The organism is Saccharospirillum alexandrii (assembly GCF_004000275.1).
GTDB lineage: Bacteria > Pseudomonadota > Gammaproteobacteria > Pseudomonadales > Natronospirillaceae > Saccharospirillum > Saccharospirillum alexandrii.
Genome location: NZ_RCIP01000002.1, coordinates 798,440 through 814,699, shown reverse-complemented (window position 1 = coordinate 814,699; position 16,260 = coordinate 798,440). Strand labels below are relative to the sequence as shown.

9 protein-coding genes are annotated in these 16,260 nt (G+C 54.5%); 8 read left to right on the top strand and 1 reads right to left on the bottom strand.

Going from position 1 to position 16,260, the window contains the following annotated elements:
- Positions 1-7 precede the first annotated feature (7 nt).
- Entirely contained in the window at positions 8-4,903 is a 4,896-nt protein-coding gene (locus tag EP166_RS11430) for a Calx-beta domain-containing protein (protein ID WP_127557038.1), read from the bottom strand.
- Positions 4,904-5,602: 699 nt separating this feature from the next.
- Here EP166_RS11430 and tssA point away from each other — a divergent pair.
- The 8 genes from tssA (at position 5,603) to EP166_RS11390 (ending at position 16,224) form a co-directional block, all read left to right on the top strand.
- Positions 5,603-7,282: a type VI secretion system protein TssA gene (gene tssA, locus EP166_RS11425; protein ID WP_164743912.1), complete on the top strand. Its 1,680-nt coding sequence runs from the start codon at positions 5,603-5,605 to the stop codon at positions 7,280-7,282.
- 31 nt (positions 7,283-7,313) lie between these two features.
- Entirely contained in the window at positions 7,314-7,796 is a 483-nt protein-coding gene (gene tssB, locus EP166_RS11420; RefSeq protein ID WP_127557034.1) for a type VI secretion system contractile sheath small subunit, read from the top strand.
- Between the two features lie 13 nt (positions 7,797-7,809).
- On the top strand, positions 7,810-9,285 hold the full coding sequence (gene tssC / locus EP166_RS11415; protein WP_127557032.1) for a type VI secretion system contractile sheath large subunit: 1,476 nt from the start codon (positions 7,810-7,812) through the stop codon (positions 9,283-9,285).
- Between the two features lie 38 nt (positions 9,286-9,323).
- On the top strand, positions 9,324-9,836 hold the full coding sequence (locus EP166_RS11410; RefSeq protein WP_127557030.1) for an Hcp family type VI secretion system effector: 513 nt from the start codon (positions 9,324-9,326) through the stop codon (positions 9,834-9,836).
- A gap of 34 nt (positions 9,837-9,870) precedes the next feature.
- Positions 9,871-10,497, top strand: coding sequence for a type VI secretion system lipoprotein TssJ (gene tssJ, locus EP166_RS11405; RefSeq protein WP_127557028.1), 627 nt, complete (start codon positions 9,871-9,873; stop codon positions 10,495-10,497).
- A gap of 19 nt (positions 10,498-10,516) precedes the next feature.
- The gene (tssK, locus tag EP166_RS11400; RefSeq protein WP_164743911.1) at positions 10,517-11,902 is read left to right on the top strand and encodes a type VI secretion system baseplate subunit TssK; all 1,386 of its coding nucleotides are present in this window, start codon (positions 10,517-10,519) and stop codon (positions 11,900-11,902) included.
- Positions 11,903-12,037: 135 nt separating this feature from the next.
- Positions 12,038-12,709, top strand: coding sequence for a DotU family type IV/VI secretion system protein (locus EP166_RS11395; protein WP_127557024.1), 672 nt, complete (start codon positions 12,038-12,040; stop codon positions 12,707-12,709).
- A gap of 2 nt (positions 12,710-12,711) precedes the next feature.
- Positions 12,712-16,224: a type VI secretion protein IcmF/TssM N-terminal domain-containing protein gene (locus EP166_RS11390; protein WP_127557023.1), complete on the top strand. Its 3,513-nt coding sequence runs from the start codon at positions 12,712-12,714 to the stop codon at positions 16,222-16,224.
- Positions 16,225-16,260: the final 36 nt, after the last annotated feature.

Sequence of the window (16,260 nt, the reverse complement as noted above, 5' to 3'; positions counted from 1 at the left end):
CAGACTCCTAGAACGGTGAATCGGTTCGGACCATAAAGGTCTGCTGCTCGATGGCCTGGGACGGCGGGTCACTGCGTTGGATCAGCGTTTCAGGCGTGCCGGGTGCCAGAATCCACAGTTCTGTGGGGTCGACGATGACCGGCGTCGATGATATCAATGGCAAGGGCAGGCCGGTATCGCCGTCTATCAGCGGCAGGAAGTAGGTGTTGAGTTGATGGTTATCCAGCAGGGTGCCGTCATCGTCCGTTTCGCAATTGAACGTCAGAATGGACAGCAATTCCTTGACGGTGGGAACTCGCCAGCCGATGAGGTCAGCATAGGTTGAATCCCGAGCCGCTTCCAGAACGCTTTCCCATGTTGCACCTGACTCCCCTGGTGCGGAGTCATCAGTGCTCTGACCGAGGACGGCCCAGGTCAGGCCGGTCAGGTTGTCGGTGACTACCGGTTCCGCTGTGGTGCCGCTCACAGTGTATCGATGATTGGTGATGGCGGCTGCGGGCAGCTCGGTGCCCGGCTGCGCACAGAGGTAGGAGTCGGTCGCGTTTGTTTCCTGCAATTGCCGGGACGCCGGATCGGTAGAGGTTGACACCAGCATCAGGCGTTCTGTGTCATCGCCGTTGGCCCCGGGAATCAGTGCACCGGACTCGAATTTGAGCAACCAGTTATCAGACCCGCCGTTTGCGGTTCCAGACCAATAGGCATCATCTGCTGCAACCACAAGTGTATTGAGCAGGGTAGTGTTAACCAGCGGGCTCAGTGCTGAGAAATCCATTAGATTGAACAGTTCAGCCAGCGTTGGCAGACGCCAGTCTGCTGTGCCGCATCGTTCGTTGGCTATGGCGGCGGCGAGTTCGGTTTCGGCGTCGTTGAGCGAGCTGTATGCGGTGGCCGTTGTTTCAACTGCCCATAGCAGCATGGTGCGGTCGTCAGTCTTGCATTCCCAGCCTGAATCGGCGGTTGATGGGTCCGTAAAACTGAGATCACCCAGCGTATTTTGCTGTGCGTCCTGGGTGTTGTAGGCGGATCCAGTAATGGCTTCTTCATCACATTCGATGAGTTCATCATCGGTAGCGCAATGCCCGGCGCCACTGCCATTGACCCAGAGTTCGAGGTCGTCGTTCAGCACCCGTAGCTGCGTTTCAAATGGGTTGCCAACCGCGAGGGGTTCGGTGCTGTTGAGTACGATGGTCAGCGGTAGCGCCTCATTGAACTCCGGGGTGTTGTCACCTGCGATCGTCAGGTCGACCGTGACGGTCTGGTTATTGTACTCGCCCGGGGACAGGGTGATGGGTTCTATGTTGAGGTCACCGCTGTCGAACGCATAGTCGAGCCCGGCGGTGTCACCCGGCTCGACCGGTACGGAAACGTCGATTTCCGTTTCACCAGTAACCACCAGTACAGGCAGGTCGTCCGTCAGCACATTATCTTCAATGATCTGAAAGGTGGTATTGGAAAAGGCAACATTCAGGGTGTCGTCGTCCTCGATCGTCACCTCTGTAGTATCCGGAGCTTCTGTTACCAGCAGCTGATCGTTCGGCGCATTGACCGATAGCAATGCGATTGTGAACGCCTTGTCCGCCTCGACAACCTCATCATCAACAATGACCAGTTGCACGGCGTCTAGTGGCACAAAGGTGTTGTCATAGCCGGTGTTATTGGCCAATTCTATAAGCTGATTGTCGGAGGTGTAGTCCTGGCCGGCACCCTGTTCGGCGGTGCCGTCGATAAAATCGATGCTGAAAGAGAGGGTGTCACCTGCATCCAAGTCTAGCTCTCCCCCGGTGACAGTAAACCCGACCCGGTCCGCCTCATCGACTGCATCCCCCTCGGTGAAAGTGTAACTGGAATCCGCAAAGCGGACGGTGAGCTGGTTATCAGTCAGAATGGTGATATTTACATCATCCGCACTGCCGTCGAGGGTGACGTATTCCGAGTTATCAGTCAGTGCCAATGCCAGCGTTTTTCCAAAATGAACCCGGTTGTTGGAAATGACTCTGAACTGCAGATTGCTGTCGTCGTCATCGAAGGCAATGAACTGATTTCCGGGCTGCTCAAAGTCAAACTTGGGTAGTTGAATGGTTTGATTGTCGCTTTCGTAATGTGTCCCTAATACTGCTGTAACCTCAGTATTAGTGAAATCGACACTGATATTGGGTGAATTGGCATCCAGCTCCGCCCCGGTAACCGTCAGCCCGAGTGCATCACCGGCATCCGGTGCCGTTCCGGCCGTGAACTGGTAAGACGACTTGGAGAAGCCGACCGTCAACACGTCATCGTTCAGCAGTGTGTAGTCCACCTCGTCGGCGTCTGGGTCCAGTGCCACACCACTGCCCGGGTTGACCAGTTGCAGCCGAGCCAGTTCATCCTCTTCGACTATGTTATCCGCAACGACACTGATGACATCGAACAATTCGCCGGCCGACACACCGTCTGCACCGGCCAACGCCATTACGTCCACAGTGACGTTCATCTCGTCAAAATCGTCGGCGGTCGCGGTCGATGAGGCACCCAGCTGAAGCTCGAAGGTCAGCGGCGCGCCACCGGGGCCGTCGTCCTGGTAACCGGCTGCGACCGCATTGACAGCACGTACCTGGGGTGTCTGTGACGGGCTGTCTTCGTCGTCGGATCGAGCCGTGGTGTCGTCAAACTGAAGCTCGAGCGCATCATCATTTTGCAAGACAATGGTGATCATGGTCCGCGCCCCTTCGGTGAACTCACCACTGACGAACAGGTTACTGTCGAGTGTCAGTTCCAGCGTTTCGTCGTTTTCCACGATGCGGTCGCCATGCACCTCAATGTCCTCGATGGCGGCTGTGTAAGGGGTAACAGTATAGTTCCCGGCGGGAAGGGTGAGCGTTAGCGTGTCGCCGCCAGCACCCAGCGAAATGTCGTCGCCGTCGGCGGTGGAGCCGGCACCGCGAACAAATACCAGATCATAGTCCTGTTCGGTAATAGCCCCCGATGCCTGAATGTCAGGCAGGTTGTCTTCACCGAGCAAGCTGACCAGTGAGCGGGATATGCTGGTTTCGCCGTTGTCAGGGTTGCCTTCGCCGATGCTGATGCTGGCGGGTGTCAGAGTCAGGGTAATGGTGTCGTCATCGCGCAGCGTTACTTCGTAGCTGTCCAACAATTTGGTGCGTTGAGAGTCGGAATAGACCTCGAATGCGAAGGTGCGATCTTGCTCAACCCGGTCATTGCCACGATACCGGACGACGGGAAACTCGCTGCTTTCATCGGCAATGTCCAACTGACCCTGAGTGTGCTCAAAGTCTATATCCGGGTCATTCAGGTCGTCCCCACCGACGGCGGAACCATCCTGGGTGCGGTAGTAGACAAAGTTGGAACCGGACAGTTCTTCTTCGGTGGTCACTGCGAATTCGATCTCTCCGGTTTCGCCCTCGTCGCCTTCATCTGGTGTTCCGCTGGGGGAGGGAGTGATCGTCACTACGGGATCGTCGTCGTTCACAATGGTTGCGGTACCGGTGGCGATTTCTTCGTTGTCGTAGAAAACGTTGAGTTCAAAGGTTTCATCGCGTTCGAAATCGTTGTCGCCATTAACCGTGACACTGATGGTATCCGACGGTGCAGCGGACGAGAGCGTCAGGTCGTCCTGGCCGGGAATCCGCCTATAGTCTCCTTGTTGGTAACTCGCCGTTCCGTTACTGGTACGATATTCGAACGTCAGTGATTCTCCAGCGGGCAGGTCGCTGAGCAGGGTGACGGTAAACTCAAAGGGTGTTGAATCGGCTACACCACCGACGTTGTTGCCCTCGTTCTGTACCACGTTCGAGACCTGGACGTTGGGGGCATCGTCGTTGAGAATGGTGCCTTGGGCGCTGTCGAACAGGAAACCCTGTTCACTGGTTACCAGCAGGGTGAAGGTTTCATCGGTCTCGAAAATGTCATCGGCATGGGTGTTGATTGAAATGGTTTTTCCGGTTTCTGTACCGTCAAACACCACAGACCCGCTTTGTTCCGGCAGGTCGTCACCCAGTGTCGCCGTATCGTCAGAACCTGTGATTACCTGATAAAAAAGTTCAACCTCGACGGCGAAATCCAGAGTGACGTTGAAGTCAACAACGCCATCGCTCCCGGTGCCTTCATTGCCACTGGCAGACTGAACACTGACCTCTGGAAAATCATTTCCGGGGATATCGTCATTGTTAATGGTGCCCGTGGCAGACCCCAGCAATTGGTTGCTAAGGTTATAAACTTCCAGGGAAAAGTCTTCATCCGGTTCAATGTCGGTATCGCCGAAAATCTGCACCGGCACTCTGAGTTCATCGCCTCCCGCCGGTATCGTCATCTGCTGGTCAATGGCATTGAAGTCTTCACCGGCTCTGGCGTTTCCGGGGATGGAAGCACTCTCGGGAATCAGGATTCTGAGTGGAAAGGGATCAACGGTTTTCTGATCGAGTTGCACTACAAACTCGAGCGTCCGGGAGCCCTGATTGCCCTCTTCTATACTGACGTCTGAGACAGACAGCTCAGGAAAGTCATCGTTGATGATGGTGCCTTCAAACTGACTTTGTGTATCGTCGTTATAGCTCAGGCGCAAGCCAATGGTTTCACTGGCTTCAACGCGGGTATCACCCAGGACGGTAACCTCAACGCTGTGCCGCTCATTGGCGGTAAAAACCAGTGTGCCCGATGTGCTGACATAGTCGCTGCCACTGGCCGCGGAAATGTTAAAGGTTGAGTAGGTTATTTCCCGGGCAATTGGGCTTACCAGTTCAAATATAAGGATGGAGGCTCCACTGTCGCCTTCTTCCACTTCCGGGCTATTGTTCAATGAAACGGGGTTGTCGGGTAGGTTATCGCCCGAATCACCTGGCGCGCAACCGATCAATAACGTGGAAAGCGTCACCAGAATCAATCCATTGAGCACTGCCGGAATGGTCATTCAACACGTCCTGTTGTTAAATCTTTTCAGAGACCACACGCCATAACCCTGGCTGCTCTGAATTTGGCATCACGAGTGGATCTTCGACCCAAGAGAGCATAGAAGTACTGGCGACTGCTTTCAATAGCCATTCCTGCTCCATGCTTTTATCAAGTTAGCCGCTCTTGTTAATGTTAAGCCTAAACATGCTTATATAAATCATTGTTGTTAATGATGATTCCTTCCAAATGATAAGCAGTTCGGCCCGCTTCAATTCCGCCTGGTGCAGACGCTGGCCTTTAAGTTCGCTAACGTCAGCCGTTGGTCCCCTCTAAAATGTAAAGTTTTCTGACTGAGGTGCATCGCTGCATTCTACACTCTGTATTCTTAGTTACTTGTTTCATCCTCATGCTGGAAGTAGCGAGAGCATGGTAGCGTTCTTTACTACCTGACTGCGGGAAGTAATCCATAATGTGGCATTTTTTGAGTGATGTTGATGAAGTGAAGGGGAAGTACAATGGTTTTACATTGTTTGGTATTCGTAATAGATTAGTGTTAACCGGTAAGCAAGTTAGCTAGGTGGCCTATAAAATTGGGTAGCATCTATCGTTAAGTAAGTGGCGATCCGGCAAGAGCCAGCAAATCTGTTTTTGTTGTCTTAAAGGCCAATTACCGGGTCAGGGAAGAATTGAACTTACAGGCATGGAGCGGGCGGTTACAATGGCAGTAGAAAATGACATCGCAGAGTTAGCCTCCGCTCCCATCCCGGGTGACGCACCCTGCGGTATTTCAGTAAAATATGAAGATTCCTTCCAGCAGCTAGAGGCTGAACTCGCCAAACAGGAGTCGCTAACCGCCGCTACGGTTGACTGGAGGTTAGTTGAACAGCTTGCCCGCACCATCCTCACCTCCGAATCCAAAGACCTTCTGGTTGCCAGCTATATGGCTGCGGCCCTCGTCCAGAACCAGAGTTACAGCGGCATGTTGCAAGGCTTTGCTCTGTTGCAGCAACTGTGCGAACACTGGTGGGACGATATGCACCCACCGCTTAAGCGAATACGAGGGCGCGCTGCAGCCATTACCTGGCTGGTTGAGAAAGTCAGCTGGCATATAGAGACCAAGCCACCTGCAGGGGCCGAGTTAACGCAAATCAGCGAACTGTATGAGACCGTTTCGGGTCTGGATCAGTGGCTCGCCGAAAAGATGGCAGATAAAGCACCCGATATGACCGGGCTGATTCGGCCATTGCGACAGTTGAAGAAAACCGCGGATGCCGAGGCCAAACAGGCTGAAGCAAAAGCGGCACCGCCCGAACCCAAGCCACCGGCTACAGAATCACCGGCCCAGAATGACGCCGCCAGTCCGCAGTCCGCCAGCAACGAACCACCAGTCGCAGCGCTTGCTGCACAGCCTCCACCCGCAGCACAGCCGCAGCCGGCGACACCACCGGCCCCCAGCACACTGAAAACCCCGGACATCAATGCGGATGTCGCCACAGACGCCGATGCCAGCAAGGCGATCCGTCAGATTCAGGATGCTTTGCGCAAGTTGTCTTCCTATTACGCAGAAGCAAAGCCTGCTGAACCCCGACGGTATCGCCTGGCGCGATATGCGCTTTGGTTGAACGTAGATTCCCTGCCGCCCAATAAAGATGGCAAAACCCAGGTGCCACCTCCGGCCAAGGATCTGGGCACGCGTATACAACAAGCACTTGATCAGGCGGATTTCACCGGGGTTGTGGATCAGGTTGAAAAGCATTTGGTCAAGTTGCCTTACTGGTTTGAAGGGCAGCGCTTGCTGGTTACGGCGATGGACCAGTTGGGAGGCAGCCACCAGGCAGCCTTGCAAGTGGTCCGAAGTGAATTGCGTGGCCTGCTCGAACGTTTGCCAGGCTTGCTGGATCTCAGCTACAGCGACGGTACACCCTTTGCCGATGACGCCACCCGCTTTTGGCTAAACCAGGCCATACTGTTATCAGGTGACGATATTGAAAGCAGTGGCGGGCAGGGCGATGCATTGGACGAAGCACACCGGTCGGCCGTTAAACTGGCTTCCTCCGGCAAGATTGCCGACGCCATCAATGAACTGCAAACCTTTGCTCGCCACAGTGGCAGTCGTCGCCAGGAATACCATGCCCGGCTGGCGCTGGCGGAAGTTTTAATGGATAGCGGCCAGGCGGCCGCTGCACTGCCAATACTGGATCGTCTCGGTCAATATATCGAAGAGCACCGGCTAGCCGACTGGGAACCCGATTTCGCCAGGCGTTGCTATCACCTGTTGCATCAGGCGTGTCAGCGCGAGGCCAATAATGAAGCGAACGATACCGACTCACTTAAACTCAGGCAGGCTGCGGCGTATTCCGAGCTCTGCTGGTTCGACCCCGGGTCCGCAGTGACCTGAAAACAGAACAATACGCGAGGAGATTGTTGCCATGGCTGATGGAAGTGTCGCACCTAAAGAACGCATTAATATCGCCTATAAATCCAATACCGGAGGCGTGACGGAAGACGTTGAACTGCCGCTCAAGCTACTTGTCCTGGATGACTTCACCGGACGTCCCAACGAGGATGTTCTGGAAGACATAGAGCCATTGAACGTCAGTAAAGATAATTTCGATGATGTGATCAAAAGCCACAATATTGGTATGTCGTTCTCAGTACCCAACAAGTTACAGGAAGACTCGACCGATACCGTAAATGTCGATCTCAAAATCAATTCAATGAAAGATTTTAATCCCGAGAACGTGGCCCGCCAGGTTCCAGAACTGAATAGCTTGCTGGAATTGCGCCGGGCGCTGCTGGCTCTGAAAGGTCCGCTGGGCAACACACCGGCATTCCGAAAAACCATTCAGGCGATTCTCGACAACGATGATACTCGTGCTCAAATCATGCGCGAACTGGGTGTTGAAGAATAAGGGGACAGTCAAGATGGCCGATTTACAGAAAAGCAGTGCAGACAAAGAAACCGTAGAAGGCGTATCACTGTTGGACCAGGTGATGCAGGAAACCCGGCTGAAGCCCGGCGACGATGGTTTCGATACTGCCCGGCAAGGGGTGCAGGCGTTTATCGCTGATCTGGTGGCACCTAACCGCAGATCCGGCAAAGTAGAGCAAAAGCTGGTAGATGATATGATTTCTGAGGTGGATCAGAAGATCAGCGCGCAGCTTGACGAAATTATCCACGCTGAACCTTTCAGAAAACTCGAATCTTCCTGGCGCGGGCTAAAGTTTCTGGTTGATCGTACCGACTTTCGCGAGAACATCCGGATCGAGGTCATCAGCATGTCGAAAGAAGAGCTGCTGGAAGACTTCGAAGATGCACCGGACACGACCAAGTCAGGATTGTACAAACACGTATACTCGGCTGAATACGGCCAGTTCGGAGGCAAACCGATCGGTTCCATTATTACCGGTTATGACTTCGGCCCGAACTCCCAGGACGTCAAACTGTTGGGTGATTTGGCTTCCGTGGCGGCCATGGCTCACGCTCCGGTGGTTGCCAACGCCGGCCCCGAGTTTTTCGGTCTCGATGAGTTCTCCGGTTTACCCAATCTGAAAGACCTGGAATCTATTTTCGAGGGGCCTCAGTACGCCAAATGGCACGGGTTTCGCGAATCGGATGATTCCCGCAACATTGGTCTTACGGTGCCGCGCTTTATGCTGCGTTCGGCCTATGGCGAGAACAACAAGGTCAAAGCCTTTAATTATCAGGAAAACATTGGCAAGGATTTTAATAAACTGTGTTGGGGAGCCGCTTCCTATGCCTTTGCCGGTAACCTGACTCGAAGTTTTGCCAAGTACCGCTGGTGCCCGAACATTATTGGACCGCAAAGTGGCGGTGAAGTGCTCGACCTGCCGGTCTACAACTATGAGGAAAGCGGTGATATTCGGGCTTACACGCCTACCGAAGTGATGATCACCGATCGCCAGGAATTTGAACTGGCCGAGCAGGGTTTCATGGGTCTGGTAGCGCGCAAAGGCACCGACAACGCCACCTTCTTCTCCGCCAATTCCTGCCAAAAGCCGAAGTTCTTCGGAAATACGCCGGAAGGCAAGCAGGCTGAAACCAACTTCAAGCTCGGTACCGAGTTGCCCTACCTCTTTATGGTGGATCGACTGGCGCACTACATCAAGGTGTTGCAGCGCGAGCACATTGGCAGCTGGAAAACCAAGAACGATCTCGACCGCGAGCTCAATGGCTGGATCCGCCAGTACGTGGCAGACCAGGACAATCCACCGCCGGAAGTTCGCAGTCGCAAGCCTTTGCGCGAAGCGCAAATTATCGTCACGGACGATGAGGGTAACCCCGGTTTCTATCGGGTTGAAATGAACGTCAGACCTCATTTCAAATACATGGGATCCAGCTTTACTTTGTCCCTGGCTGGCAAGCTCGACAAAGAGTAAGCCTGAAACGCAATTTAACTTTCGTTAGGAGATAGACCATGGCAATACCTGCATATATGACCATTGAAGGCTCCAACCAGGGTGACATCAGTTCCGGCGCGTTGAGCATGGACAGTGTTGGCACCGCCAGCCAGGAAGGTCACGAAGATGAGATCATGATCCAGGCGTTTGAGCACAGTGTGCCGCGCGCGACCAACGTACAAAGCGGTCAGATCACCGGCTTGCCGGAAATGAAGGCGATGAAGATCGTGAAGATGATCGATAAAGCCTCGCCTCTGTTGTACAACGCCCTGACCGGCGGCGAACAGCTGAGCATTGTGGTCAACTGGTACCGTGTGTCAGCCAGTGGTGAAGAAGAGTTGTACTACGTGATGACACTTGAGAATGCGGTACTGGTGGATATCAAAACCGTGATGGAAAACGTCACCGACCCACAAAAGGCGCACTTCTCCCATATGGAAGAGTTGTACATTACCGCCGGTAATATCACCTGGACACATGAAGCTGCCGGTACCGAAGGGTCCTATCAGTTTGGTGCATCGAACGGGTGATGCTAACAGTCGGTTGGTCGAGGCATTCTGAGTCATGAAATGGTTCCCATGTGTGGCGACGTTGCGTCGCCTGGCAACCGTGTTGTGTGCCTGCGCAGCAGCGTTGTTTGTTGCGGGCTGTGCGGGTACACCGGTACTTGAAGTGGCTGCTGAAGACTGGAAGTACCAGGATCGGGCAGTCACTCTGCAGGTTGAGAGTGCTTCCGACCTGAATGTTTTGAGTGGCAGGCCGCACTCGCTGGTAATTGGCTTGTTTCAAATGTCCGACCCGGGCACCTTTCAAGGGCTGGCAACGACTCAGGAAGGGGCCATTCAGTTACTGAATGAGGGTCGGATTGACGGCACTATTGCGAGTTTTGATCGCATCATCGTTCAGCCAGGCCAAACCAAAACCGAGGTTTTACCCCGTGCTCAGGGAGCCCAGTTTGTGGGCGTGGTCGTGGGCTATTTTGGTTTGAGTACGGAGCTGGATATCCGCATTGTCGAGATACCAGTCAAGCCAGCAAGGCGAGGGGCGGTTGACCTGGTACTGGCGAATCTGGGGCTGGTCGCGAACGAAGCCAAGGCAGTGCCGGATGTGCTGTATCTGTCGCTGTCGCTGGGGCGGAACAATACCAATAAAGTTGAAATCATACGGTCGACGACCGTAGAGACCATATAGCGCTGGCTGGAGAATGACCTTGAGAGTAAGCAAACCCATCTTCTGGCACCAGGGCATGTTCATGCAGCCCCAGCACTTTCAGTACAGTGAAGCGTACTGGCAGTCACTGCTCGGCCCGATGCAGCAAATGATGCAGCCTCACTTCTGGGGAGTCATTGACCTGAACCTGTCGCGCAGCGCCTTGCCCAATCGCAGCTGTGAACTGGTGTCGGGCCGGTTCATTTTCCCCGATGGCAGTCAGGTCAGCGTGCCTGACAACGGCCAGCTACCCAACCGGACGTTCGATGAAGATGCGGTCGAGCCGGATCGGCCCTTCACCATCTATATTGGCGTGCGCACCCTGCAACCCGGTGAACCCAATGTCACCGTGGTAAACAGCAGTGGTGATGTGCAGGCGGTCAAGACCCGCTATTTCACCCGGGTCGATCCGCGCAGCGCCCAGGATCTCTATCAGGATGGTCCGGATGCCTCCATTCAGGAGCTCGACTACAAGCTTGAATTTCTGTTCGAACACGAAATTGAATTGCGCAGTGAATTTCAGGTGATTCCGGTGGCGCAGGTGGTGCGCGATGGCGACCAATTACGCTACGCAACCGACTATGTACCGCCACTGGTACAACTGGCGGGTAATGCATCTCTGTTGTCGATGATCCGGGAAATACGGGATGAAATTACCGGTCGCGCAATTCAGCTTGATTACAGCGATGCCTCAAGCAGCGGTATCAGTGAATTTGATCCGAACGTTCTGCGCTACCGGATAGGCTTGCAGGCACTTAGCCAGTACGTACCGCGCCTGGTGCATTTGTGTGAGCAGGACAGTATTCATCCCTGGCAAGTTTATGGGGTATTGCGTGAGCTCATTGGTGAGCTGAGTACTTTTTCCGGGCTGGTTAACATGGTGGGCGAAAAGTCCGATGGTGAACGTCTGGTGCCCGCTTATGACCACGGCAATCTGACCAATTGTTTTCAGTCCGTCAGAAGTTTGGTGACGGCCTTGTTGAACGAAATATCCATCGGACCGCGCTATTTGGTGGATATGGCCTTTGAAGAGGATGTCTTTCACGCGGATGTTCCGGAACATTTCTTCGAAGAACAGGTGGAATATTACCTGGTTTTAAACACCCAGGCGCTGGCGGACGATTGGCGGGAAACCTTTGAAACCACCGCCAAGCTGGCCTCTTTTGATACCGTGAAACAACTGGCGCAGCGTTCCTTGCCGGGTGTGCCCATGGTGATACTTGGCAGTGCGCCCATTGGCCTGCCGCGCAAGGCGTTTGCCAACTACATACGTCTCGATGCCAATAACGAGCAATGGGACAAGGTACGCCGGCAGAAGAATGCTGCCTTGCACTGGGCTGAAGCACCGGAAGATCTGAAGTGCGAGCTGGTTATTCTGAGAAAGTGAGCTACACCGGCTCGCGTGTCTGAAAGGCACGAATGAACTGCAGGTGCATCGCACCTGACCAACAAGAGCAGGGACCGTTATGACACACAAGCCATACAGGGAAGGGTACCCCGCCGAACCCGGACAAGGTGCGCTATGAGACTGGTCGATTTTTACGTTCCCGCGTTGCTGTTTACGCGTCAGACAGCCAGAACACTGAATACCAGTGATCTGCCGGCTGATCAGTTGCGAGAGCATTTTGACCGTTTGTATCACAGCCTGACCGAGCGTGCTGAAGCGGCCGGTTTCAGTCTCGACAGTGTGCGTGAGGGCTGGTTCGCCGTGTGTGCTTACATCGATGAGGTGTTGCTGACCAGCCAGTGGCCCGATCGCAACGCCTGGCAGCAGGCTTCCCTGCAACGGGCGCACTTTAATACCACCAATGCCGGGGCTGAGTTTTACGAACGGCTCAACCTGCTGAGCAAACATGGCGATGACCGCAGTGTCCGGGAAATCTTTTTATTGTGCCTGGGCCTGGGTTTCAAAGGTCGTTATTTTGATCCGGAAGACAGGCCTCAGCTGGAAAATGCGCGCGGCTTCAATCTGGCATTGCTGTTGCCAGAGGAGGCTCAGCATAACCTGGACCAGTCGGTCCTGTTCCGCACGGCCTTCAGTGAACAGGAGCTGGCGGCTAAGGAGCGCAAACGCCGCGCGAACCTGATTCCCTACGTTGTTGCGGTTCCCGCGTTGTTTATTCTGGGGGTGTTTCTGTGGTACGCCAGCCAGATTCGCGGATTGATCGTTGAATTACTGAACCTGGTGTCCTGACGATGAAAGCATTCTTTGTATTCCTGTGGCGCCTGTTACTGATTGTGCTGGTTATCGGCGTGGTGCTCAGCCTGTTTTACCTGCTCGAATGGCCCATGGAGCTGGCCTACTGGGTGCTAGGCGTCGGGTTCGGTGTGTTCTTTTTGCTGGTACTGGGGCGGCGTCTCTACGTTCGTTATCGCGCCAGGGCTCAGGTTAAGCGAGTGATCCGCCAGGGTAAGCCCAGTGCCGTGTCCGCCGGGCATGATGTGGGTATGTCCACTGGCCAGCTGAACCGCGCGCTGAGCAAGCGCTGGCGGCAAACCATAAAGGCGCTGAAGCGGTCGCAGCTCAAGCTGCGGGGTGACCCGCTTTATGTGCTGCCCTGGTACATGATCATCGGTCGCCCAACCACCGGTAAAAGCACTTCCTTGCGCAGCGCGCAGTTGCTCAAGCCCGGCATTGAAAACCTGTCCATTCATGAAGACGGTTCGACCCTGAACCTGGAGTGGTGGCTGTACGAGGAAGCCATTGTAATCGATACCGCAGGGCGTTATGCCGTGCCCGAACAGCAGGAACGGGATCGAAAAGAATGGGACAAACTGCTGGGTCTGCTGGCCAGTCACAAACAACGCGAGCCATTGAACGGGCTGGTGGTTGCTGTGTCTGCCGAGCGACTGCTGACCTGCGACGAAGAAACCATTCTGGAAGAAGGTCGGCAGGTTCGCACGTCGATCAATAACCTGATGGATCGCCTGGAAATTCAGGTGCCGGTCTATCTGCTGGTTACCAAGTGCGACAAGATCGAAGGCTTCTCGGAATGGGTGTCCTACCTGCCCGATGAAAGCCTGTTGCAGCCGATGGGGTACCTGAACACAGCGGATACGGTTGATTTCAACTCAGTACTCGACAAGGCGCTCGACAGCATTCTCGATCGCATGAAAGAACTGCGGTTGCTGATGATGGAGCGCACCGATACACCCGACGACAGTCTGCTGGTATTGCCTTCTGAAGTAGAGCGTCTGCGTGATAATCTGCATGCTTTTATCAATACCGCGCTGGTGGGCAATATTTATCAGGAGGCCCCTAAGTTTCGCGGCCTGTATTTCGGGTCAAGCCTTCAAAGCATTAACGGCAAGGAAACCCTCCGGGGTGTTTTTCTGCATGAGTTCTTTACCCGGGTATTGCCTTCCGATCGCGGGCTTTATGAAAGTCTGCCGAGTATCGACCGGTTACGCCGTGCAGTGCGTCGTTATGCACTGGGCATTGGCGGCGCCGTCACCCTGATCAGCTTTGCGGTCTTAACGCTCGCCTATGAAACAAATCGCAGTGCGCTGGAAGCCATTCGCGATACGTTCTCGGAAGTTGAACTCAGTGAACAGGGCAGCCCGGCCGAGCGGTTGTTTTCAGCCGCCGAATTGCTCGACTTTGCCCTGGCCATGGAGCAGTACCAGCAATCGGAGCTGATTCCCTGGTGGCTGCCATACGGTGGAGCGGGGGACATCAGTGAGCTACGGGCCCGTTACGTCAACTATTTCCGTACCGCCATTTTACAACCTATTGATGTACCCATCATTCAGACCATTGATGATCTGGCGAACGAAGAGACCAGTGTCGTAGCCGGCGGGCTGATTCGTCGTATCAATGCCCTGCAAACTCAGCTGAACGATGAAGACCCGAGCCTGGTACCGGCGGTGAGCAGCACCTACTACGGCTTGCTGGAGGAAGGGGTCAGCCTGGAGCAGTCGGCCATTTTCAATGAATTGTATCTGGCGTATCTCGACTGGAACCCCGTAACCAGTTCGCTGAACGAAGAGCGGGTCAATCTGCAGAGCGCTCTGTTGCATCTGGTTAACCGCAACAGCGGTGATTACACCTGGATCATCGACTGGGCTAACGCCCAGGGGTTTCCGAGTGTTCGGCTTGAAGACTTCTGGGGTGGCAGTCAGCGCATTGCAAACGCCCCCCAGGTGGATCCGGCCTTCACCCTGACCGGTTATGACTTTATTACCCAATTTATGGAAGAGTTTTCCACAGCCAACGAGGGCGATGATGCACTGACGGAGATTCAGGCCGATTTCGAGCAGTTTTATCAGCGTGAATACCAGATGGCTTGGGAGTCTTTTGCAGAACGCTTCGATGAAGGCGTTCAGCGTTACCGGGATCGCCGTGAATGGGTTCGCGCACTGGAACGCATGCCCGGCAATGACAACCCCTATTTTGCCTTTATAGAACGTATGTACGCCGAGCTGACGCCATTTGAAGCGTTGCAGTACGCCTCGGCCGATCACTTCGCCTACTTTGTTGAATTGCAGGAATACACAGTACCCGATGCATCCGGCGGCCAGGGGCCTGGTGCTTCACGAGCCATTAAAAAAGTTCTGGGCAAGGCCGGTAAGGTCGGCAAGTTGGCGCAGCGAGCGATCAGGATTCAGCGACGGGCCGGTGCCGGTACAGCTGAAGAAGAGGTCAATCCGCTCGACTCGCTACTGGAGCAGGGTGTGACGGCGGTTGACGATTACAAGGCAGCCCTGTCACAGGTAGCCTTTAATTCGAACTTGCGCAGTCAGTCACTGGCAGCCCTGAACGATTACTTTCTGCAGCCAGATTCGCTGCAATCTGGCAGCGGACCCATGGCCAATGCCTGGACGGCCGTGTATGCACTGCAGGAAATTTTTGGCCGGCCTGATTCCGAGTCTGCCCTGTTCTGGGAACTTTATACCGGGCCGCTCGATGTGGCCTATGACTATATGATGAAAGAGGGTTCCTGTGAATTGCAGGACCGCTGGGAAAACAACGTCCTGGCATCGCTCGAAGGTGTCGAGCAGAACCGCCTGGGTAGTCTGATTGTCGGTGAGCAGGGGGTGCTATGGGAGTTTCTGAACGGAGATGCTCAGGCTTTTGTGTCGCGCCAGTTGAACCGCGGGTATGTTCCGGCTGAAGTGAGCGGGCGCACCATGACACTTGACGAAGACTTTTACAGCGTGCTGAACAACGCGAGCAATGGCGGCATCGTCGTGGGTAATGAGTTTGACGTTAGCGTACGAACCTTGCCCTCCGGCACCAATGCCGGAGCAACGGCTTCACCCTATGCCACCTTCCTGAATTTGCACTGCAGTGATGGTGTGCAGACACTGGCGAATTATAACTACCCGTCAGAGCGAACCTTTAACTGGTCGCTGGAACAGTGTGGTGATACCTCGCTGACCATTGAAATTGGTCAAATGCGGCTGACCAAGGATTACCCGGGTGTTAAGGGCTTTGCCCGCTTTCTCGACGATTTCAGAGATGGCCGGTTCATTTTCAGTGCCAGTGATTTCCCGGGCTCTGAAGCGCAACTGCGCCAGGAGAACATCAGCCAGATCGACATTAACTATGAAATCGTCGGTCAGCGGCCGGTTATTCAGTCCCTGAGTACAGTACCGCTGGGTTTACCACCACAAATAGCCAGTTGCTGGCCCAACCCGCAGCTGGAAGTCGAACCGCTGATGGTGGTTGAAGAGGCACCGACGTCAGCTGCCAGGGTGTCGTTCTGATGGCGGGTTATTGGCTTGAGTCGACCGATCGGGAGC

What these genes read in the sequence shown, in the direction of transcription:
- EP166_RS11430 (WP_127557038.1), bottom strand. Translation starts at nt 4,903, where the DNA reads ATGACCATTCCGGCAGTGCTCAATGGATTGATTCTGGTGACGCTTTCC.
- tssA (WP_164743912.1), top strand. Translation starts at nt 5,603, where the DNA reads ATGGCAGTAGAAAATGACATCGCAGAGTTAGCCTCCGCTCCCATCCCG.
- tssB (WP_127557034.1), top strand. Translation starts at nt 7,314, where the DNA reads ATGGCTGATGGAAGTGTCGCACCTAAAGAACGCATTAATATCGCCTAT.
- tssC (WP_127557032.1), top strand. Translation starts at nt 7,810, where the DNA reads ATGGCCGATTTACAGAAAAGCAGTGCAGACAAAGAAACCGTAGAAGGC.
- EP166_RS11410 (WP_127557030.1), top strand. Translation starts at nt 9,324, where the DNA reads ATGGCAATACCTGCATATATGACCATTGAAGGCTCCAACCAGGGTGAC.
- tssJ (WP_127557028.1), top strand. Translation starts at nt 9,871, where the DNA reads ATGAAATGGTTCCCATGTGTGGCGACGTTGCGTCGCCTGGCAACCGTG.
- EP166_RS11395 (WP_127557024.1), top strand. Translation starts at nt 12,038, where the DNA reads ATGAGACTGGTCGATTTTTACGTTCCCGCGTTGCTGTTTACGCGTCAG.
- EP166_RS11390 (WP_127557023.1), top strand. Translation starts at nt 12,712, where the DNA reads ATGAAAGCATTCTTTGTATTCCTGTGGCGCCTGTTACTGATTGTGCTG.